Raw genomic sequence first — 20223 nt, 5'->3', positions numbered from 1 at the left:
AAGGAGCCATGGATGCCCGCACCCGAGCCGCCACCTCCGCAGCCGAGCCTGCCGGAGGCCGCTGCCCGATTCGGGGCTCACGTACTCACAGAGGCCGCGTCGCGCGCCCGCGACATCGGCGCCGCCGCCGGGGGCCTGCCCCGCCCGCCGGTGCTTTCCGGGGCGGCCCCGCCCGTCCCGACGGCGCCGGCTGTGCACCCGGCCCCGTCGGCCGGAGTGCCCGCGCCCTCGTCGCCGGCACCGGGCACCCGGCTCGGGCGGGTCCTGGGAGGGCCCACCGGACTGGGCACCGCGAGCCTGCGCATGCTGCGGCGGGACGCGCCCCCGGCAGCCACGACGGGGACCGGTCCGAAGGCAGATGTCCAGGGAAAGGTGATCCCGGGCCTCTACCACCACCCGATTCCCGAGCCCGACCCGGTGCGGGTCGAGGAGGTCAGCCGGCGGATCAAGGCCTGGGCCCTGGACGAGGTCTCGCTGTATCCCGACGACTGGGAGGAGGAGTTCGACGGCTTCTCCGTGGGCCGCTACATGGTCGGCTGCCATCCGGACGCGCCCACCATCGACCATCTGATGCTCGCCACCCGGCTGATGGTGGCCGAGAACGCGGTGGACGACTGCTACTGCGAGGATCACGGCGGGTCACCCGACGGCCTGGGCGAGCGGCTGCTGCTGGCCCACACCGCCCTCGACTCCCTGCACACCACCGCGGAGTACCGGCCGCAGTGGGCGAAGTCGCTCCACGCGGACGCGCCCCGGCGTGCCTACCGCTCCGCCATGGAGTACTTCGTCCGGGCCGCCGGCCCCTCCCAGGCGGACCGGCTCCGGCACGACATGGCCCGGCTGCACATGGGCTATCTCGCGGAAGCCGCCTGGGCGCAGCTGGACCACGTCCCCGAGGTGTGGGAGTACCTGGCGATGCGCCAGTTCAACAACTTCCGCCCCTGCCCCACCATCACCGACACCGTCGGCGGCTACGAGCTCCCGGCGGACCTGCACGCGCAGCCGGCCATGCAGGAGGTCATCGCCCTGGCGGGAAACGCGACGACCATCGTGAACGACCTGTACTCGTACACCAAGGAGCTCAAAGCGCCGGGCCGGCACCTGAACCTGCCCGTCGTGATCTCCGAACGCGAGGGCGTCTCCGACCGCGACGCCTATCTGAAGTCGGTCGAGATCCACAACGAGCTCATGCACGACTTCGAAACCGCCGCGGCGTCCCTGGCCGCGGAATCCCCCGTGCCGAGTGTGCAGCGCTTCCTGCGCGGCGTGGCCGCCTGGGTCGACGGCAACCACCACTGGCATCAGTCGAACACCTACCGCTACAGCTTGCCGGACTTCTGGTAAGAGAATGGATTCATCCGTGACCAGCGCCGAACTCACCGCCAGCTCCACCCGCGCGTCCGCCTCCGCCCCGGTGCGCGTCCCCAGCCCCGCGACCCCGTACCAGGGAGACATCGCGCGCTACTGGGACGGCGAGGCCAGACCCGTGAACCTGAGGCTGGGCGATGTCGACGGGCTCTACCACCACCACTACGGCATCGGTGAGATCGACACCTCCGCACTCGGTGACGCCGGGGACGGCGCGGGCGAGAAGGCGCTGATCTCCGAACTGCACCGGCTGGAGTCGGCACAGGCCGAATGTCTGCTGGGGCACCTGGGTGACATCGGGCGGGAGGACACCCTGCTGGACGCCGGCTGCGGCCGGGGCGGCTCGATGGTGATGGCGCACCAGCGCTTCGGCTGCAAGGTCGAAGGGGTCACGCTCTCCACCAAGCAGGCCGAATTCGCCAACGGCCGGGCCCGCGAGCTCGGCCTTCAGGACCACGTCCGGGCACGGGTCTGCAACATGCTCGCCACCCCGTTCGAGACCGGGTCTGCGGCGGCCTCGTGGAACAACGAGTCGAGCATGTACGTCGATCTTCACGACCTGTTCGCGGAGCACTCCCGCGTTCTGGAGGTCGGCGGCCGCTATGTGACCATCACCGGCTGCTGGAACCCCCGGTACGGCCAGCCCTCGAAGTGGGTCTCGCAGATCAACGCGCACTTCGAGTGCAACATCCACTCGCGCCGGGAGTACCTGCGCGCCATGGCCGACAACCGCCTGGTGCCGCAGACCATCATCGACCTCACCCCCGACACCCTGCCCTACTGGGAGCTGCGGGCCACGTCCTCGCTGGTGACGGGGATCGAGGACGCGTTCATCAACTCGTACAAGGACGGGTCCTTCCAGTACCTCCTCATCGCGGCGGACCGCGTCTGACCCCGCCCGGCCACCCGCGCACCCCCGTCGGCACCGGCCGGCGGGGGTGTGCCGCGTTCCGCGCCGGGCCGGACCGGCGCCGGCCCGCGAGTGTCAGGGGGTGGCCGCGGACACGACGTACACGACAGGGGCCATCGGGTCGGTCATGTCGACGGTGATGTCCTGGGTGGGGCGCGGGTCCTTGTTGGTGTGCGTGGTTCCCGCCCACGCGACACCCTTGCCGAAGTACCAGCCCGCGACCTTCGTGTCGCGGGCGCCGACGGTGATCCTGCCCTCGGTCAGGGCCGCGCGGCCGGTACCGACGTTGGTCAGGAACCGGTCGAGGCCGTTGGACGACGTGCGGAACTGCACGTACATCCGGCTGGCCTTCCAGTTGTTCGTCTCGTAGTACTCGACGTCCTGCGCGTCCCAGGGGATGGGCACCTCGAAGATCCGGCGCAGCATCCGGGACGGCCAGCCCTCGCGGAGGCCCTGCGCCGCGGCCTCCGCGGCCTTGTCCTGGCCGGAGCGGCGGCTCTGGCTCGCGGAGATCAGCAGGTATCCGGCCGGGACGCCGATGAGCAGCACGATGATGGTCGCCGTGATCAGGCGCCGGCGGATCGTTCTGCGCCGGTCCTCCGGCAGCCGCCCGTCGCCCTGTTCGGGCGGCGGGGACTGACGCGGCACGACGGGGTGCTCGGCTGCGTTCATGGCTCTGGGAGTCCCTAGGAAGTGCGGGTGTTGCGGGTATTGCGGATGGTGCTCGCCGCCTGGTCGTAGATCTGCGCGTACCGCTCGTACCGCTCGACGCGGCGGCGGTTGGTACGGCGGAACCTGCGGGCCACCAGTCTGGCGAGGTCGGCGGCGCCGACCATACCCGCCTCCGGGCCGAGCTGCGCTTTCGCGATCCGCGCCTCGGGGCGGTAGCCGCGGCCGGTGAGGTGGCGTTTGAAGGCGTCCCTGGCCGGTCCGATCAGCAGGTCGTCGGCGGCGCTGACGCCGCCTCCGATGACGAAGCAGGAGGGGTCGAGCGCGGCGGCCAGGTTGGCGATGCCGACGCCGAGCCACTGGCCGATGTCCTGGAGGAGTTCGATGCACATCGCATCGCCCTCGCGGGCCAGTTCGGTGATGAGCGGTCCGGTGATGTCGGGGACGCTGCCCTTGACCCGTTCGATGAGTCCGTGGGCCACCGGGGAGTCCGCCGCGGCCAGTTCCCTGGCCTCCCGGACGAGTGCGTTGCCGGAGCTGTACTGCTCCCAGCAGCCGCGGTTGCCGCAGGGGCAGCGGTGGCCTCCGGGCACCACCTGCATGTGGCCGAACTCACCCGCTACGCCGTATTTGCCGCGCTTGACCTGACCGTCCTCCAGGATCGCGCCGCCGATGCCGGTGCCGAGCGTGATCATGACGAGGTGGTCCTCGCCGCGGCCCGCGCCGAAGCGCCATTCGGCCCAGGCGGCGGTGTTGGCGTCGTTGTCGACCATGACCGGGACGACCAGCCGGGAGGCGATGGCGTCGCGCAGGGGTTCGTCCCGCCAGGCGAGGTGCGGGGCGAACAGCACCTTGGACCGGTCCGCGTCGACCCAGCCGGCCGCGCCGATGCCCACCGCGTGCACGTCGTGCCGGTCGGAGAGGTCCAGGACCAGCTCGACAATGGTGTCCTCGACGACCTTGGGGCTCTTGGACTTGTCCGGAGTCTCGGTGCGCAGGGTCTCCAGGATGTTGCCGTCGGCGTCGACGACGCCGGCCATCACCTTCGTCCCCCCGATGTCGATGCCGACGGTGGGGACCCGGGGCGCGGTGAGGTGCGAGCGCCGCTCCCGGGTGCCGACGGTCCGCAGGACAGTGGCGCGGGCGGAGCCGCGGTGCGTGAAGTCGCGGTACGTGCTCATCGTCCCTGGGGGGTCGGGGTGGCCGGGCTGGTACTGATCCCGGCGGCGGGCGGCGCCCGTCGGCCCCGATTCTGCCACTGCCGGAGGAACGGGGCTGCCGGACGGGCTCCGCCGCCCGGCCGGACTACGGGGTGTCGTGCTTCGCCGCCGGGCCGCCCGACAGGTCCGGTCCGGGGGTCCGCTCCAGCTCGTGGCTGAGCTCCTCCAGCTCGCTGCCGCCCGCCATCTGGCGGGTGAGCTCGTCCAGCGTGATGCTGCCCCGGCTGTGGCTGCCGGCCATCGCGCCGCGCTTGAGCAGCACGAAGCGGTCACCGACGAGGTACGCGTGGTGCGGGTTGTGCGTGATGAGGACCACGCCCAGTCCGGCGTCCCTGGCCGCCGCGACGTACTTCAGGACGACGCCGGACTGCTTGACGCCGAGCGCCGCGGTCGGCTCGTCCAGGACGAGCACCTTGGCGCCGAAGTGGACGGCCCGTGCGATGGCCACGCACTGGCGCTCGCCGCCGGACAGGGTGCCGATGGGCTGGTCGACGTCGCGCAGGTCGATGCCCATCCGGAGCAGCGCGGAGCGGGTCGTCTCGCGCATCAGCCGGACGTCGAGGCGCTTGAAGGGGCCCACGCCGGTCGTCGGCTCGGAGCCGAGGAAGAAGTTCCGCCAGACCGGCATCAGCGGGACGACGGCGAGGTCCTGGTAGACCGTGGCGATGCCCCGGTCCAGGGCGTCGCGCGGGTTGGCGAGGGTGGTCTCCTCGCCGTCCACGAGGAAGCTTCCGGCATCGTGCCGGTGCAGCCCCGCGATGATCTTGATGAGGGTGGACTTGCCGGCGCCGTTGTCGCCGAGGACGCAGGAGATCTCGCCCGCGTGCACCTCCAGCGAGACGTCCTCCAGCGCCTTGATGTTGCCGTAGTACTTGCTGACGTGGTCGAGCTCGACCAGCGCCCGCGGCGCGGTGTCCACGTCCGGTGCCTTGGGGGCCGTCATTTCGTCGCCTCCGCGCGCTTGCGTACCCATGCGTTGAGCAGGGTGGCCAGGAGCAGCATCGCTCCGAGGAAGAACTTGAACCAGTCCGGGTTCCACTCCGCGTACACGATGCCCTTGCTGGTCATGCCGAAGATGAAGGCGCCGACCGCCGAGCCGATCGCGGAGCCGTAGCCGCCGGTGATCAGGCAGCCGCCGATGACCGCCGCGATGATGTAGATCAGCTCGTTGCCGACCCCCTCGCCGGACTGCACCACGTCGTAGCTGAACAGCAGGTGCTGCCCGGAGACCCAGGCGGCGAAGGCGACTCCGAGGTAGAGGCCGATCTTCGTCCGGATCACCGGGACGCCGACCGCGCGGGCCGCGTCGGCGCCGCCGCCGACCGCGTAGATCCAGTTCCCGAAGCGGGTGCGGAGCAGGATCCAGGTGGCGACGGCGACGAGGACCGCCCACCACAGGATGGTCACCTTCAGCTCGACGCCGCCGACGGTCCAGTAGGAGGCGAAGAGCTTGCGGGCGGAGGGGAAGCCCTCCATGTTGCCGATGGTCTTCGTCGAGACGGTGCCGCTGATCAGCTTGGTGAAGCCGAGGTTCAGGCCGGTCAGCATCAGGAAGGTACCGAGCGTGATGATGAAGCTCGGCAGTTTGGTGCGGGTCAGCATGAAGCCGTTGAACGCGCCGATGGCGAGCGTGACCAGCAGCGACACGAAGACGCCGACCCAGACGTTCGCCGTCATCTGGTAGCTGAACATCGACGAGATCAGCGCGGAGCTGGTGACCATCACCCCCGCCGAGAGGTCGAACTCACCGCCGATCATCAGCAGCGCCACCGGCGCGGCCATGATCCCGATGGTGGAGGCCGCGTACAGCACCGTGCCGAAGCTGGTGGCGCGCAGGAAGCTGTCGGCGGCGACCGCGAAGAAGAGGAAGACGGCCAGCGCGCCGACGACCGAGCCGAGCTCGGGCCGGCCGAGCAGCTTGCGCAGCGGTGAGGTGCGCAGCAGCCGCTCGTCCGTCTCGGCGGGGGACGAGGATCCGGAGGCCGCGGTCATCGGGTTCCCCGGTCCGCGTACTCGGCGAGCTGGGCGGCGTCGGCGGAGGTGATGACCTGGGGGCCGGTGAGGACCGGGCGGCCGCCGCCGAGCACGTTGCGGTTGTAGCGGTAGAGCCAGAGCAGGTCGACGGCCTCGTACCCCTGGAGGTAGGGCTGCTGGTCGACGGCGAAGCCGAGGGTCTTGGCCTTCAGCTCCGCGGCGACCTTGGCGTTCAGGTCGAAGGTGTCGATCTCGGCCTTGCTGCCCGCGGTCTGCTTCGCCTTGACGGCGGCGTCCGCGAAGGGCGCGCCGAGGGTGACGACCGCGTCGATGTCCTTGTCGGCCTGGAGCTTCGCCTCGATGGAGGCCTGGACGTCCGGCATGTTGGTGCCCTCGACGTACAGGTTCTGGATTTGGCCGTCGAAGGCCTTCTTCGCTCCGGCGCAGCGCTGCTCGTGGCCCACGTTGCCCTGCTCGTGCAGGATGCAGAGGGCCTTCTTGCGGCCGCGCTTGTTGAGCTCCTCACCGACGGCCTCGCCGGCGATGGACTCGTCCTGGCCGATGTGGGTGAGCGCGCCGAACCGCTTGGACTCCGCGACGCCCGAGTTGACCGTGATCACCGGGATGCCGGCCTTGGTGGCCTTGGCGACGACGTCCTTCATGGCGTCGGGCTTGGCGAGCGTGACGATCAGCCCGTCGACCTTCTTGTCGATGGCGGCCTGGACCAGCTGGGCCTGCTGCTGCGCCTCGTCGTTGTGCGAGTACAGGAAGTTGATGTTGTCCTTGCCCGCCGCCATCTTGGCGCCCTTCTGGACGATGTCCCAGAAGGTGTCGCCGTCGCCCGAGTGGGTGACCATGGCGAAGGTCCAGCGGGGCGTGTTCACCGCGGACCGGCCCTCGGCGGCGGACTGTGCCGATCGCTCCTCCGCCCGCTTGCCGCCGGTGCTGCTGCATCCCATGAGGGAAGCCCCGAGCACCGCCGCAAGCACGGCGCCCATCGCACGTACCCCTGTCCGAACCCTTGCCACGACTCCGTGCCCTTCTCGTGCTGCTCGTTGTGCTGCTGGTGGAGCCGGGGCCCGTACGGTCCCGGTCCGGCTGGGCAAGTATCCCCGAGCCGCCGCCGCCGTCACCCGGCAGGGCGCGGCGCGTGTGTCGGGACGGGGCGCGTGCGCCGCCGGGTGCGGCCGGTTGCCGCCCCCGGCGCCGTACGAGAAGCCGGGAAGCCTCCGACACCGTACGGAAGTCGCGGAGCGCTGTCACCGTACGGGGCGGCGGGAATCGAAGGAGTGAGGCGCGGGCGGGCGGGGGCGGCGCTCCGGCAGTCGGCCGACTTTGTCAGGACATACAGTTGACAGCGTTGCCGGTGACCGGCACGTTGGGTCCATGCGCATCGGACTCATCGGCACCGGCCGGATCGGCTCCTTCCACGCGGGCGTGCTGTCCCGCCACCCCTCGGTGGACGCCCTGGTGGTGACGGACACGGACCCGGCCCGTGCCGCGGAGGTCGCGCGCCGGACCGGAGCGGTCGCCGCCGGCTCCGCCGCGGAGGTGTTCGGCGCGGGCGTGGACGCCGTGGTGATCGCCTCGGCCACGGCGGCGCACGCCGAGCTGATCGGCCGGGCCGCCCGCGCCGGGGTGCCCGCGTTCTGCGAGAAGCCCGTCGCCGTCGACCTGGCGGGCACGCTGGCCGCGCTGCGCGAGACGCGGGAGGCCGGGAGCGTCCTCCAACTCGGGTTCATGCGACGGTTCGACGCGGGCTACGCGGCGGCGCGCTCGGCGGTGCGCGGCGGGGAGCTCGGCCGGCTGCACACCGTGCGGACGGTGACCTCCGACCCGGCACCGCCGCCCGCGGCCTATCTGCCGCTCTCCGGCGGGCTGTACCGGGACTGCCTGATCCATGACTTCGACATGGTGCGCTGGGTGACGGGCCGTGAGGTGGCCCGGGTGTACGCCACCGGCTCGGACGCCGGACCCGCGATGTTCCGCGAGGCCGGCGACGTGGACACCGCGGCGGCGCTGCTGACCCTCGACAACGGCACCCTCGTCACGGCGACGGCGACCCGCTGCAACGGCGCCGGGTACGACGTGCGGATGGAGCTCGCCGGAGAGCTGGACCAGTTGGCGGTCGGCCTGGACGACCGCACCCCGCTGACCTCGGCCGAGCCGCTGGGACCTGCCGCCCCAGCCAAGCCCTGGCCGGGGTTCCTGGAACGCTTCGCCCCGGCCTACGAGGCCGAGCTGGACGCCTTCGTCCGGCTGGTGCGGGGCGAGGCGGCCAATCCCTGCGACGGGCAGGAGGCCCTGCAGGCGCTGCGGGTCGCGGAGGCGTGCGAGGTCTCGCGCCGGGAGCACCGGCCGGTGGAGCTGGCGGAGATCCCGGGGACCTGAGCCCGGTCGGTCCGGGGCCTGAGGGCGGTCGATCCCGGGGACCTGAGCCCGGTCGGTCCGGAGCCTGAGGGCGGTCGATCCGGGGGCCTGCGAGCGGCCGCGCGAAGGGGTGCGGTGCGAGCGGGCGTCCGAAGGGCTGCGGCCGCCCTCACCACCGGACCGGCAGAGCCTCCGGCCCCCGGATGAGCATCCCCGTCCGCCAGGTCAGCGTGTCCGGATCGGCGTCCAGCGCCAGCTCCGGGCAGCGCGCCAGCAGCGATCCGACCGCCACCGCCGCCTCGATACGGGCCAGCGGCGCGCCCAGGCAGTAGTGGATCCCGTGGCCGAAGGCGACGTGCCCCCGGGCATCCCTGGTGATGTCGAACCGGTCCGGCTCCGGGTAGCGGTCCGGGTCGCGGTTGGCGTCGGCCATCGCGATCAGGACCAGCTCGCCGCCGCCCGGGACGACCGTGCCGCCGATGTCGAGCGGGCAGGTCGTGAAGCGGTAGGTGGGGGTCTCGACCGGGCCCGCGTAACGCAGCATCTCCTCCACCGCGTTGTCGATCAGGCCGGGATCCGCCCGCAGCGCTTCGAGCTGTTCCGGGTGGGTGAGCAGGGCGAGCACCCCGTTGGAGATGAGGCTCACCGTGGTCTCGTGCCCGGCCACCAGCAACAGCCAGGCCATGCCCATCAGTTCATCCGCGGAGAGCCGGTCGCCGTCCTCGTCGGCCGTGTGGATCAGCGCGCTCATCAGGTCGTCGCCGGGCTGTTCGCGCTTGTCGTCGAGGAGCCCGGCCAGATAGCGGGACGTGTCGGCGGTCGCCGCGCTCCGCGCCGCCGCGTCGATGGAGGACACCGCGGCGTTGGACCACGCCCGGAAGGCCTGGCGGTCCAGGAAGGGGACACCGAGCAGTTCACAGATGACGGACATCGGCAGCGGGAAGGCCAGCGACTCGACGAGGTCGGTGCGGCGGCCGGGCAGCGCCAGCATCGTGTCGAGCAGTTCGTCGGTCATCCGCCGCACGCGCGGCAGGAGTCGCTGCATGCGGCGGGGCGTGAACTCCCGGGTGACCAGCTTGCGCAGCCGGGTGTGGACGGGCGCGTCCGTGCTCAGCATGGACGTCCCGGAGGAGACCTTGCTCAGGCCGAGGGCGGGCGAGGCCAGGGCCCACTGCTTGGAGAGCCGCTGGTCCGCGAGCGCGGCCCGGCCCTCCTCGTACCCGACGACGAGCCAGGCGTTCGCGCCCTCCGGGATGCGGACCCGGTGGACGGGGCCGCGGGCCCGCAGCTCCGCGTACACGCTGTACGGGTCGCGGGTGAAGCTGTCCCCCATCGCCCCGAGGTCGACTGCCTCTTCCGTGGTCAAGCCGGGCTCCTTCAGGATGATGCGGCATTCAGCACGGTGCCCTGGGCGACCGCGCACAGGGTTTCTGCCCCGCTCCCGTCCACGGTGAACAGATCGCAGCGCGCCACCGCCTGCCGGCGGCCGGAGTGGACGACGAAGGCGCGGGCGACGAGTCGGCCGCCGGTGGCGGGCCGCAGGTACTGGATCGAGAACCCGCCGGTCAGCACGGCCGCGCCCAGCGTCGTTCCGGCGGCGAAGGTGAGCGCGTTGTCGGCGGCGTACGCGAGCACCCCGCCGTGCAGGAACCCGTTCTGCTGCTGGAGTTCCTCGCGGCCGTCGATCTCCAGCGTGGCCCCGCCGTCCCCGAACGCGGTGATCCGCGCGCCGACCAGCCCGCTGAACGGCTGGCTGTCGAGCACCTTCCGGGCCATCTCCAGGTCGAGTCCGGTCATGACGGTTCCTCTCTGTCCGCCGCCCCCGCGGCGGACCTGCTGTCCTGCCGCGGGTCTGCTGTCCTTCCGCAAGCCCGCCACTCCGCCGCGAGGTCCGCCGTCCCGCCGCGGGTCCTCCTCACCAGCGCACGGGCAGCTTCCGCGTCCCCCGGATCAGCATGCCGGGCAGCCAGTCCGGTTCCCCGGCGTCCGGATCGAGCTCAAGTCCTGGGCACCGCTCCAGCAGCGCCCGGACCGCGATGCGGCCCTCCATCCGGGCCAGCGGCGCGCCCAGGCAGAAGTGCGTCCCGTGCCCGAAGGCCAGGTGGCCCTGCGCGTCGCGGCGGATGTCGAAGCGGTCGGGCTCCGGGTAGCGGCCGGGGTCGCGGTCGGCGCCCGCGAGGGCGACCAGGACCGAATCGCCCTTCGCGATGGTGGCGGAGCCGATCGGTACGGACTCGCGGGCGAACCGGAAGGTGGCGGCCTCCACCGGCCCGTCATAGCGGAGCATCTCCTCGACCGCCCCGTCGATGAGTCCGAAGTCGGCTCGCAGAGCGGCCAGTTGCTCGGGGTGTTCGAGCAGCGCCCGCACCCCGTTGGAGATCAGGTTGACGGTCGTCTCATGGCCTGCGACGAGCAGCAGGAAGGCCATGCCGACCAGTTCGTCGGGCGACAGCGCGTCCTCGTCCTCGTACCGGGCGGCGATCAGCGCACTCAGCAGGTCCTCGCCCGGCGAGCGGCGCTTGTTCTCGATCAGTTCGGCGAGGTAGCCGCCCATGGCGCGGACCGCGTCGCCTTCCTCCGTCGCGCCCGCAGGGGAGACCACGCCGTTGGACAGCAGCCGGAAGGCGTCCCGGTCCAGGTCGGGCACGCCGATGAGTTCGCAGATGACGGTGATGGGCAGCGGGAAGGCGAAGGCGTCGACGAGATCCGCCCGGCCGGCCGGCACCATCGCGTCGAGCAGTCCGTCGGTGATCTGCCGCACGCGGGGCCGCAGCGCCTCGATCCGGCGGGCGGTGAACTCCCGCGCGACCAGCTTGCGCAGCCGGGTGTGGTCGGGTGCGTCCATCTCCAGCATGTTGGCGTTGATCGGGTCGCCCATGCCCGTCTGGCCGGGGAGCGTCCGCCAGTCCTTGCCGAACCGCTGGTCGGCCAGGACCGACCGCCCCTCGTCGTACCCGACGACGAGCCACACCCGGTCGAACTCGTCCGTCCGGACGGAGTGCACCGGGCCCGCAGCGCGCATCTTCTCGTAGTACGGGTACGGATTAGCGGTGAAGTCCGCGACCCCGCGCAGATCTACGTCGACATCGGACATGGGCCCACCCTCCCGGTCTGATCGGTCCGGCCGCCAGGGACCGGCCGGTTCAGCGTATGCCGCCGGGTCCGGGACGGACGGAGAGTTCAGGACAGCCCCGGGCCGTCGCCGTCGTCGAGCAGGCCCGCATCGTGGACCAGCAGGGCGATCTGGACCCGGTTGTTGAAGTCGAACTTGGCCAGAATCCGTGACACCTGGGTCTTCACGGTGGCCACGCTCAGATAGAGCGCCGCGGCGATCTCGGCGTTGGAACGGCCGTGCCCGACGGCGATGGCCACCTCGCGTTCCCGTTCGGCGAGCGAGGCGAGCCGTCGGCGGGCCCCTTGCGCCCGGTCCGCCTTCTCCTCCCCGCCGGGGCCGGCGGCGCGGGCCATGAGCTGCCGGGTCACCGCGGGCGACAGGACCGGGTCACCGGCCGCCACGCGGCGCACCGAGTCGACGATCTGTCCGGGCGGGGTGTCCTTGAGCACGAAGCCGGCCGCGCCGGCACGGATCGCGCGCAGCACCTGTTCGTCGGCGTGGAAGGTGGTCAGGACGATGACCTCGGGTGCGTCCGGGCGGCCGCGCAGCACCTCGGTGGCGGTCAGCCCGTCCATGACCGGCATCCGGATGTCCATCAGGACGACGTCCGGGCGGAGCTGTTCGACCAGTCCGGGCGCCTCGCTGCCGTCGGCACCCTCCCCCACGATGTCGATGTCGTCGGCGCCGCCGAGCATCAGGGTGAGCCCGGCCCGTACGAGCGGGTCGTCGTCGACGATGAGGAGCCGGACGGGGCGGCCGGCGGGGGCGGAGGTCGGGGTGGTCATGACGGCCACGGTAGCCAAGCCCGGACCCCGAACCCGCCGCCAGGTTCCGGTCCGTGGTCGAGGCGGCCGCCGGCGAGGGTGGCCCGCTCGGTCAGCCCGATGAGCCCCTGCCCGGACCCGGGCACCTGCTCGAAGGGCTCGGTGGGGGCCGGGTTGCGCACCTCTACGGTGATGCCCCGGCCGGGGCCGCCGCTGACCCTGACGGTGACCTCGGTGCCCGGTGCGTGCTTGCGGGCGTTGGTCAGGCCCTCCTGGGCGATGCGGTAGACGGTGCGGCCGGTGGCGGCGGGCGCCGCCTCCGGGTCCGCCAGGTCGTTGTCGAGGGCCACCTTCATCCCGGCCAGCCGGGACTCGGCGACCAGCGCGTCGAGCGTGGCGAGGGTGGGCTGCGGCCGGTCGCCCTCGCTGTCCCGGGGGCTGCGCAGCACTCCGATGATCTCGCGGAGGTCCTGGAGCGCCTCGTGCGCGCTGTCCCGGATGACGCCGGCGGCGCGGGCCACCTCCGCCGGGGGTGCGTCCGGCCGGAACTCCAGGGCCCCGGCGTGGACGCTGAGCAGGGTCAGCCGGTGGGCGAGGACGTCGTGCATCTCGCGGGCGATGTCCTCGCGGGCCAGCCGCTGGGCCTGTTCGGCGCGCAGTCCGGCCTCGGTCTCGGCGCGCCGGGCGCGCTCGCGCAGGGTGACGACGAGCTGGCGTCTGGAACGTACGACCATGCCCCAGCTGAGCACCAGCAGGATCAGCAGGATGCCGATGACCGTGGACGCGATGAACGAGGTGGTCGGGTCGGGGCGCACGTAGGGCTGGATCGGGGCGACGGCCAGGGCTCCCGCGCCGACGAAGGCGACGGGGCGGAACGGCCGGTGCACGGCCAGGCTGAACAGCGCCACCAGCAGCGCTCCGGCCGCGACGGGCTCCACGATGGAGAGCACCGTCATCGCCACCGCCAGGCCGACCGGCCACCGCCGCCGGAACCACAGCGTGCAGCAGGCCGCGGCACCGATCAGCGAGTCCACGAAGACGACGCCGTCGGGCGTGGTGGGGTCCGCCTCGATGGTCGCGATGGTCGCCAGCCCGATGCCCGCCGCGCAGAGGAACGCCGTGATGTCGACGGCCCAGTCGCGCACGGTGCGGCGGGAGCGGGCGCCTCTGTCACCGGGCAGCTCGGGGTCGGCCATCGCCGAGGGCAGCAGCCAGGGGTACTCCGTGCGGGTCATATCGACAAAGCTACGCAGTGGGATCGCGGCTTCCGGCGGTTCGGGGCCGGGAGGCGACCAAAGTCGCGGAAGGGAAGACTTTCGGACGAGCGGCCCGGACCACCGGCCGATGCGGCGGCGGTGCCCGGCGCGCCAGGCTCACTCCCATGAAGAGACTCTGCGAGACGGTCGGCTTCCTGGTGTTCGCCCAGGGGGCCGCGGGGCTGCTCCACGAATGGTTCGACTGGTTCCACTTCTTCGGTCTGGTGCGACGGCTGCCGTTCGTCGGCGACTACTCGTTGTTCGTCAGCATCGTGCTGGTGGTGGCGGGGATCGCCGTCATGATCGCGTCGGACTCGGTCAAGGAGTAGCCGGGGCGCCGCGACGCCCCCAGGCCGTACCCGCGAGCACCAGGACCGCGCCCGCCGCTCCCAGGACGCCGAGGCGTTCGCCGCCGACCGCGATGCCGACGGCGGCGGCCCACAGCGGTTCCGTACCGAGCAGCAGGCTGACCCGGGACGGCGAGGTGCGGCGTACGGACCACATCTGCACGAAGAACGCGAAGAGCGTGCAGAAGACCGACAGGAAGAGCAGCCCGCCCCACTCGCGGACACCGAATCCGGCGGCGACCGTCCACGGCGGCTCGCCGGTGCCGGGAACGGCGGCCAGAACTGCGAAGACGGCGACCGCGCTGCCGAGCTGGACGGTGGTCAGCGACAGCGAGTCCGCGGAGCGGACGGACCTGATGCGCGCCATGAGCAGTACGTGGAGGGTGCGGGCCAGGGCGGCGACGAGCATCAGCAGATCGCCCGCGGAGGGGCTGGTGAATCCGCTGCCCTGGGTCAGCAGCACCACACCGGCCACGGAGAGCGCGGCCGCGGCGAGGAAGCTCCCGGCCGGCCGTACTCGGGTCACCGCGGCCTCCGCGAGCGGGGTGAAGACCATGGTGAGGCTGATGATGAGCCCGGCGTTGGTCGCCGAGGTGTGCACGATGCCGTACGTCTCCACCAGGAAGATCCCGCTGAGCACCAGGCCCAGCAGCCCCGCGCCCCGCCACTGCGCCGCTGTCAGCGCCGACAGCCCGCGCCGTCCGGCGACCACCAGGACGGGCAGCACGACGGCGAATCTCAGCACCAGGACGGCGATGACCGTCTGGGCCGTGGTGATGCCCTTGGCCGCCAGGTAGCTGGAGCCCCAGACGACCGCGACCAGCAGGACGGGGAGATCGGTGAGCCACGCCCGGCGTTGCGGGGCGAGGGCGGGAGCGGCGATCGAGGACACCCGGATCTCCTGGTTCTCCACAGCAGGATGCGGAGACCTCACTGGCTCGCACGCGGAACGATCACCGTACCGCTCGCCCTCCTACAATGGCGAGCCCCGGGACCGGTCCGACGTCGGCCGCTCCGCACCCCACCGAGCACGGAGTCGCCAGATGGCGGGAGCACGCCAGGACGGAAGGGTCGAACGGGGCAACCGCACCCGGCAGCTGGTGCTCGCGCACGCTGCCGCGGTCGCGTCGGTGGAAGGCCTGGAAGGCCTCTCGCTCGGCCGGCTCGCCACCGAGCTCCGGCTGAGCAAGAGCGGCGTGTTCGCCCTCTTCGGCTCCAAGGAGGAGCTCCAGCTGGCCACCGTGCGAGCCGCCGCCGCGGTGTACGACGAGCATGTCGTCCGGCCGGTACGGGCCGTTCCGGCCGGACTGGGGCGCGTCCGGGAGCTCTACGAGCGCTGGATCGCGTACTCGGAGCGGCGGGTGTTCCCCGGGGGCTGCTTCTTCTACGCGGCCATCGCGGAGTTCGACGCACGCGAGGGCCCGGTGCACGACGCGATCGTGGCCGCGCAGTCCGGCTGGGTCGCCTTCGTGGAGCGGCGGATCGAGGAGGCGCGGGTGCTGGGCGAGATCAGGGCGGACTGCGATGCCGCCCAGCTCGCCTTCGAGATCATCGCGTTCCTGGAGCTGGCCAACGGCGACTCGGTGCTCCGGAGGAGCTCCGAGGGCTATACGAGGGCGGCGCACGCGATCCTGGCGCGGCTGCGGGCGGTGGCGACGGACGCCTCTTCGCTGCCCGGCCCCGGGTAGCACCGGCGCACCCGCTGCCTGTCCGGCGGTGGCCCGCTCGAAACTAATAGCACGATCGTTCGTTCAACTGTATGGTCTCGGTTACCGTCGCGGAGCCGCGCGACGGCCCGGCCGGACCACGCAGAGGGAAGGACAGCCCGTGCCGCACATCCTCTGGAGCACGCACTGGCGGGGCGGCCCGGCCGCCAGGACCGTGGAACCGGGGACCGAGGTGGCCGTCGGCGTCACCGAGTTCGTCACGCGCCGCCCCTGGAGCACGCCGTCCGTCGGGACCGCGGGGATGCGACTGCGCCGCACCTGGCCGGCAACCCCGGGCGCGGTCGGCATGTGGCTGTGGGTGGATGTGGGCCCCCGGATGAACCGTTCCGGGTCCATCACCGTCTGGACCGCCCACGAACACCTGACGGGCTTCGTCGCCCGCCCCGACCACCGGCGGATCGTCCGCGCGCACCGGGATCGCGGCACTCTGCGTTCCGCCACCTGGACGGCCCCGTTCACCTCCCCCGCCGCGCTCCGCGCATCCGCCTGGCGGCTGGTGTCCGGAACGGCACCGTGGCCGACGCCGCCGGACTGACCTGCCCCGCCGCCACAACCGCCTGAACCGCCCGAACCGTCCGAACCACCCGACGAAGGGAACCCCGACCGTGGACATCGTGCAGCTCGACCGGGCCGCAGTGCTGGAATCCGTGCGCGTCGTGCGCAGCGCGGGCCCCGGCGACTGGGACCGCCCCTCCCCCTGCTCCGGCTGGACGCTGCGCCGTCTGGTCGAGCACATGGGCGCCCAGCACCTCGGGTTCGCCGCCGCCGCGCGGGGTCAGGGGGCCGGTGCGGCGGCCTGGCGGACCCGCTCGTACGGGGGCGATCCGGCCGCCCGGTACCGCGAGGCGGCCGATGCGGTGCTGGACGCGTTCGCCGGACCGGACGTGCTGGAGCGGCGGTTCGTGCTTCCGGAGATCGACGCCGGCACGACGTTCGCCGCGTCCACCGCGATCGGGTTCCACTTCATCGACTACGTCGTGCACTCCTGGGACGCGGCGGCCTCCCTCGGGCTGCGGACCGCCTTCCCCGCGGACGTCGTCGATGCCGCGCTGCCCATCGCCCTGCGCGTCCCCGGCGGCGAGGCGCGGGTGGGGCCGGGTGCGGCCTTCCGGCCCGCCCTGCCGGCCGGCGGGGCGGCGGGGCGGCGGCGTCCGGCAGCGCGGAGACCCTCCGGCTCGTGCTCTCGGCGCTCGGCCGTTCGCCGGACTGGAGCCCGCCGCACGGCGGCTGACCGCGCGGGCCGTCCGTACCGGTCGCCATACGCCGATCGTGCCGGTCGTTCACGTGCCGTTGGGAATGGAGCCGAACTCGGCCCGCCCGGTGGGCCGGTAGGTGTTGATCGTGATGCCGTTGGGGGTCGTGCGGGCGCCGGTCAGCTCGAAGGCCGTCGGCGGTCCGCCGTCCGTGAACAGCCGCTTGCCGGCGCCGAGCACGACCGGGTGGACCAGCAGGTTGTACTCGTCGATCAGGCCGTGCGCCATCAGGGACCGGGCGAGCTCACCGCTCCCCCAGATCTGCACCTCGCCCCCTTGCGTGCGCTCCTTGATCCGGGCGATCTCCGCGGCGACATCGGTGGAGATCACGGTGGTGTTCTCCCAGTCCGCCCTCTCCAGCGTGGTCGAGACGACGTACTTGGGGTACCGGTTGAGCCGGGAGGCGATCGGATTGTCCGGGTCGGTGATCCCCGGCCAGTACCCCGCGAAGATGTCGTAGGTACGCCTGCCCAGCAGGAAGGCCGCCGAGCGGTCGAACAGCTCCGCGACGAACCGCCCGCTGTCCTCGTCGATGACCGGGGCCTGCCAGCCGCCGTACTCGAATCCTCCGCTCGGATCCTCCTCCGGCGCGCCGGGGGCCTGCATGACGCCGTCGAGCGTCAGGAAGGTGATGAGGGTCAGCTTCGCCATGGTCCTGCTCCTTCGGGACTCGGGAACGGCCGCGGATTTCCGCTTCCATCTGTTCCGACCCCCGCGCGGGCCGAAACTCATCGGCCGGCCCGGCCGGCGTGGCGGAGTGAGGGTCCGTTTACCGCCGGACTCCGGTCCGCGGAGGAACTCTCCTTGTCCTTGTCAGCCAACCGGCGACACCAGCACCGGCAACCGGACAGGACCCCTGATGAACACCACGAGCACCAGCAGCACCGGCTCCGGCCGCGTCGCACTCGTCACCGGCGGCAGCCGCGGCATCGGCGCCGCGACCGCCCTGCGGCTCGCCCAGGACGGCGCCGATGTGGCGCTGACCTACGCCGTCGACGAGGCCGCCGCCCAGGAGACCGTGCGGAGGATCGAGGCGTGCGGCCGCCGCGCGGTCGCCATGCGCGCCGATGCGGCCGATCCGGAGGCCGCCCCCATGGCGGTGCACCGGACGGCGGAGACGTTCGGCCGGCTCGACATCCTGGTCAACAACGCGGGCATCGGCGTCCTCGGCCCCATCGGCACCCTCAGCACCGCCGACATGGACCGGGTACTCGCGGTCAACGTGCGGGCCGTCTTCCTGGCCTGCCGGGCGGCGGCCGGTGTGATGGAGCGCGGCGGACGCGTCATCACCCTGGGTACGGCCCTGAGCCGGTTCGCGGGCGGACCGGGCGGCACGCTCTACGCGATGAGCAAGTCGGCGCTGTCCGGCCTCACCAAGCCGCTCGCCCGCGAGCTCGGCCCGCGCGGGATCACCGTCAACCTGGTCCAGCCCGGACCGGTGGACACCGATCTCAACCCGGCCGACGGCCCGTTCGCCGCCGGGCAGCGGGCGGCGACCGCGCTGGACCGGTTCGGCACGGCCGGTGAAGTGGCCTCGCTCATCGCCTACCTGGCCGGTGAAGAGGCCGCGTACATCACCGGCACCGAGGTCGTGGTGGACGGGGGCCACGCCGCCTGAATTCCGTGGCAGGGTGGGCGGACGTTTTCCGTCCGTCCGCCCATCCGTCCGGAGGAGGCACCCATGTTCTGGTCACGCGGTTCACGCGGGTCACAGGGGTCGAGCAACGCGTCAGAGTTCGCGCTGTACGAGGAGTTCGGTTTCACCATCGCCCGGCGCGGATACGACCGCGACCAGGTCGCCGCCTACATCGCCCGGCTCCGCGGCGGCACCCCGCCGGCCGAGGCCGCGGCCTTCGAGCTCGTCCGCCGGGGCTACGAGCCGAGCCGGGTGGACGAGGTCATCGCGCGGCTGCACCGCGAGGCCCGCCGGGGGAAGAGACCCTAGGCTGGCCAGGCAGGCAGCCAGCCGTCCGGCGAGAGGAACGCCCATGCCAGAGACCCCGTCGCACCAGCTGAACGACGGCCGGTCCGTGCCCTCGGTCGGGCTCGGCACCTGGCCGCTGGACGACGACGCGGCCGAGGAAGCCGTAGCCGGAGCCCTGGGCCTCGGCTACCGGCTCGTCGACACCGCGCTGAACTACGGCAACGAGACAGGCACCGGGCGCGGGATCGCCCGCAGCGGGGTGGACCGCGAGGACGTCTTCGTCACCACCAAGGTGCCGGGCCGCCACCAGGGGTACGAGAAGACGCTGGCCTCGTTCGAGGAGTCCCGGCGCAACCTCGGCCTCTCCTATGTGGACCTCTATCTCATCCACTGGCCGCTGCCCCGCGTCGACCTGTACGTGGACACCTGGCGGGCGATGATCCGGCTCCGCGAGGAGGGACTCGTACGGTCCATCGGGGTCTCCAACTTCACCGCGGACCACTTGGACCGGCTGGAGCGGGAGACGGGGGTGCTGCCCGCCGTCAACCAGATCGAGATGCACCCCCGGCTGCCGCAGGAGGAACTGCGGGCCGTGCACGCCGCCAAGGGCATCGTCACGGAGAGCTGGAGCCCGCTGGGGCGGGGCCGCGATCTGCTGGACGATCCCGGACTCGTCGCAGTGGCGCGGGCGCACGGGGTGACGCCGGGACAGGCGGTGCTGCGCTGGCACACCCAGCTCGGGGCCGTCCCGATCCCGAAGAGCGCCGATCCGGGACGGCAGCGCGAGAACCTGGACCTCTTCGGCTTCGAGCTGACGGCCGGGGAGCTGGAGCGCATCGCGGCCGGGCCCAGGCAGCGGTTCGGCGGGGACCCGGAGACCCACGAGGAGTTCTGAGCGGCCGGGCGGGCCCGGCGTGCGGGCCCGCCCTCGCGCGGACCGGCCTGCCGGCCCGGTTCAGCTCGTACGCGGCTGGAGCTCGGCCATCCGGGACCAGCCCTCGCCGGGTACCTCGACGTTGATGATCTCGGGTGTCTCCGCCACCAGGTCCGCCATCCGGTCCATGGCCGCGGCGAAGTGCTCGGACTGCACATGGGCCGCACCCGCCTCGGCGGAGGCGAACGCCTCCAGCAGTACGAACTGGTCCGGGTTCTCGACACTGGACGACCAGTCGAAGAACACGTTGCCCGGCTCCTGGCGGGTGGCGACGGTGAAGTCCTCGACGGCCGGGAGCCAGTTGTCGCGCTCGGTGCTGCGGACGGTGAACCTGACTGCGATGAAGATCATGACGACTCCTGCTCGGGACGTGCGGCAACCTGACCAGGTCG

At 72.3% G+C, this 20223-nt stretch carries 22 protein-coding genes and 1 pseudogene; 10 read left to right on the top strand and 13 right to left on the bottom strand.

Features of this window, described 5'->3' with window-relative positions; translation table 11 throughout:
* Positions 1–12: 12 nt before the first annotated feature.
* Positions 13–1344, top strand: a complete 1332-nt coding sequence (locus tag ACIP89_RS18945; RefSeq protein WP_402115784.1) for a family 2 encapsulin nanocompartment cargo protein terpene cyclase — start codon at positions 13–15, stop codon at positions 1342–1344.
* 16 nt (positions 1345–1360) lie between these two features.
* Entirely contained in the window at positions 1361–2260 is a 900-nt protein-coding gene (locus tag ACIP89_RS18940; protein WP_402115782.1) for a geranyl diphosphate 2-C-methyltransferase, read from the top strand.
* A 93-nt stretch (positions 2261–2353) separates the two neighbouring features.
* On the opposite strand, the gene ACIP89_RS18935 is transcribed toward ACIP89_RS18940, so the two are convergent.
* The 5 genes from ACIP89_RS18935 to ACIP89_RS18915 all read right to left on the bottom strand — a co-directional run bounded on the left by ACIP89_RS18935 (position 2354) and on the right by ACIP89_RS18915 (position 7139).
* The gene (locus ACIP89_RS18935; protein WP_073735105.1) at positions 2354–2950 is read right to left on the bottom strand and encodes a hypothetical protein; all 597 of its coding nucleotides are present in this window, start codon (positions 2948–2950) and stop codon (positions 2354–2356) included.
* A 14-nt stretch (positions 2951–2964) separates the two neighbouring features.
* Positions 2965–4128 (bottom strand): ROK family glucokinase, encoded by a 1164-nt coding sequence (locus ACIP89_RS18930; RefSeq protein WP_401930016.1) that lies wholly within the window; start codon positions 4126–4128, stop codon positions 2965–2967.
* A 124-nt stretch (positions 4129–4252) separates the two neighbouring features.
* A complete protein-coding gene (locus ACIP89_RS18925) occupies positions 4253–5110 on the bottom strand; it encodes an ATP-binding cassette domain-containing protein (protein WP_401930018.1) in 858 nt (285 codons plus the stop codon).
* Positions 5107–6159, bottom strand: coding sequence for an ABC transporter permease (locus ACIP89_RS18920; RefSeq protein WP_402115780.1), 1053 nt, complete (start codon positions 6157–6159; stop codon positions 5107–5109). The genes ACIP89_RS18925 and ACIP89_RS18920 overlap by 4 nt, the downstream gene beginning before the upstream one ends.
* Entirely contained in the window at positions 6156–7139 is a 984-nt protein-coding gene (locus ACIP89_RS18915) for a sugar ABC transporter substrate-binding protein (RefSeq protein WP_402115778.1), read from the bottom strand. Before ACIP89_RS18915 ends, ACIP89_RS18920 begins: the two co-directional genes overlap by 4 nt.
* 388 nt (positions 7140–7527) lie before the next feature.
* On the opposite strand from ACIP89_RS18915, the gene ACIP89_RS18910 reads away from it, so the two are divergent.
* Complete coding sequence (locus tag ACIP89_RS18910; protein WP_402115777.1) at positions 7528–8532, top strand: Gfo/Idh/MocA family oxidoreductase; 1005 nt, start codon at positions 7528–7530, stop codon at positions 8530–8532.
* A 148-nt stretch (positions 8533–8680) separates the two neighbouring features.
* Here ACIP89_RS18910 and ACIP89_RS18905 read toward each other — a convergent pair whose 3' ends face one another.
* The 5 genes from ACIP89_RS18905 to ACIP89_RS18885 all read right to left on the bottom strand — a co-directional run bounded on the left by ACIP89_RS18905 (position 8681) and on the right by ACIP89_RS18885 (position 13625).
* Positions 8681–9877, bottom strand: a complete 1197-nt coding sequence (locus ACIP89_RS18905) for a cytochrome P450 (RefSeq protein ID WP_402115775.1) — start codon at positions 9875–9877, stop codon at positions 8681–8683.
* A gap of 11 nt (positions 9878–9888) precedes the next feature.
* On the bottom strand, positions 9889–10308 hold the full coding sequence (locus ACIP89_RS18900; protein ID WP_402115773.1) for a PaaI family thioesterase: 420 nt from the start codon (positions 10306–10308) through the stop codon (positions 9889–9891).
* A 118-nt stretch (positions 10309–10426) separates the two neighbouring features.
* Entirely contained in the window at positions 10427–11605 is a 1179-nt protein-coding gene (locus ACIP89_RS18895) for a cytochrome P450 (protein WP_401930028.1), read from the bottom strand.
* Positions 11606–11691: 86 nt separating this feature from the next.
* Positions 11692–12411 (bottom strand): response regulator, encoded by a 720-nt coding sequence (locus ACIP89_RS18890; RefSeq protein WP_401930030.1) that lies wholly within the window; start codon positions 12409–12411, stop codon positions 11692–11694.
* Positions 12408–13625, bottom strand: coding sequence for a sensor histidine kinase (locus ACIP89_RS18885; protein ID WP_402115772.1), 1218 nt, complete (start codon positions 13623–13625; stop codon positions 12408–12410). Before ACIP89_RS18885 ends, ACIP89_RS18890 begins: the two co-directional genes overlap by 4 nt.
* 146 nt (positions 13626–13771) lie before the next feature.
* Between ACIP89_RS18885 and ACIP89_RS18880 the strand changes: the two genes are divergently transcribed.
* Positions 13772–13975 carry a hypothetical protein gene (locus tag ACIP89_RS18880; protein WP_401930034.1) on the top strand — a complete coding sequence of 68 codons (204 nt, stop codon included), beginning with the start codon at positions 13772–13774 and terminating at the stop codon, positions 13973–13975.
* On the opposite strand, the gene ACIP89_RS18875 is transcribed toward ACIP89_RS18880, so the two are convergent.
* Positions 13965–14885 carry a DMT family transporter gene (locus ACIP89_RS18875; protein WP_401933530.1) on the bottom strand — a complete coding sequence of 307 codons (921 nt, stop codon included), beginning with the start codon at positions 14883–14885 and terminating at the stop codon, positions 13965–13967. The two genes, ACIP89_RS18880 and ACIP89_RS18875, sit on opposite strands and share 11 nt — an antisense overlap.
* A gap of 151 nt (positions 14886–15036) precedes the next feature.
* On the opposite strand from ACIP89_RS18875, the gene ACIP89_RS18870 reads away from it, so the two are divergent.
* The 3 genes and pseudogenes from ACIP89_RS18870 to ACIP89_RS18860 form a co-directional block, all read left to right on the top strand.
* Positions 15037–15681, top strand: a complete 645-nt coding sequence (locus tag ACIP89_RS18870) for a TetR/AcrR family transcriptional regulator (RefSeq protein WP_401933431.1) — start codon at positions 15037–15039, stop codon at positions 15679–15681.
* A gap of 139 nt (positions 15682–15820) precedes the next feature.
* Positions 15821–16255, top strand: a complete 435-nt coding sequence (locus ACIP89_RS18865) for a hypothetical protein (protein ID WP_402115770.1) — start codon at positions 15821–15823, stop codon at positions 16253–16255.
* Between the two features lie 70 nt (positions 16256–16325).
* Positions 16326–16790 (top strand): annotated as a pseudogene (locus ACIP89_RS18860) (TIGR03086 family metal-binding protein); the annotation flags it as partial.
* A gap of 210 nt (positions 16791–17000) precedes the next feature.
* Here ACIP89_RS18860 and ACIP89_RS18855 read toward each other — a convergent pair.
* Positions 17001–17624, bottom strand: coding sequence for a dihydrofolate reductase family protein (locus ACIP89_RS18855; RefSeq protein ID WP_402115768.1), 624 nt, complete (start codon positions 17622–17624; stop codon positions 17001–17003).
* 208 nt (positions 17625–17832) lie between these two features.
* Between ACIP89_RS18855 and ACIP89_RS18850 the strand changes: the two genes are divergently transcribed.
* The 3 genes from ACIP89_RS18850 to ACIP89_RS18840 all read left to right on the top strand — a co-directional run bounded on the left by ACIP89_RS18850 (position 17833) and on the right by ACIP89_RS18840 (position 19792).
* A complete protein-coding gene (locus ACIP89_RS18850) occupies positions 17833–18591 on the top strand; it encodes an SDR family oxidoreductase (RefSeq protein WP_402115767.1) in 759 nt (252 codons plus the stop codon).
* Between the two features lie 63 nt (positions 18592–18654).
* A complete protein-coding gene (locus ACIP89_RS18845; protein ID WP_401930046.1) occupies positions 18655–18918 on the top strand; it encodes a hypothetical protein in 264 nt (87 codons plus the stop codon).
* A 43-nt stretch (positions 18919–18961) separates the two neighbouring features.
* Complete coding sequence (locus ACIP89_RS18840; protein ID WP_401933416.1) at positions 18962–19792, top strand: aldo/keto reductase; 831 nt, start codon at positions 18962–18964, stop codon at positions 19790–19792.
* 60 nt (positions 19793–19852) lie between these two features.
* On the opposite strand, the gene ACIP89_RS18835 is transcribed toward ACIP89_RS18840, so the two are convergent.
* Positions 19853–20182, bottom strand: coding sequence for a putative quinol monooxygenase (locus tag ACIP89_RS18835; protein WP_328695166.1), 330 nt, complete (start codon positions 20180–20182; stop codon positions 19853–19855).
* Positions 20183–20223: the final 41 nt, after the last annotated feature.

Source organism: Streptomyces sp. NPDC088730 (genome assembly GCF_044751215.1).
Classification (GTDB): domain Bacteria; phylum Actinomycetota; class Actinomycetes; order Streptomycetales; family Streptomycetaceae; genus Streptomyces.
The sequence above is the reverse complement of the archived record's forward strand: the minus strand, read 5'-3'. Positions and strand labels throughout refer to the sequence as shown.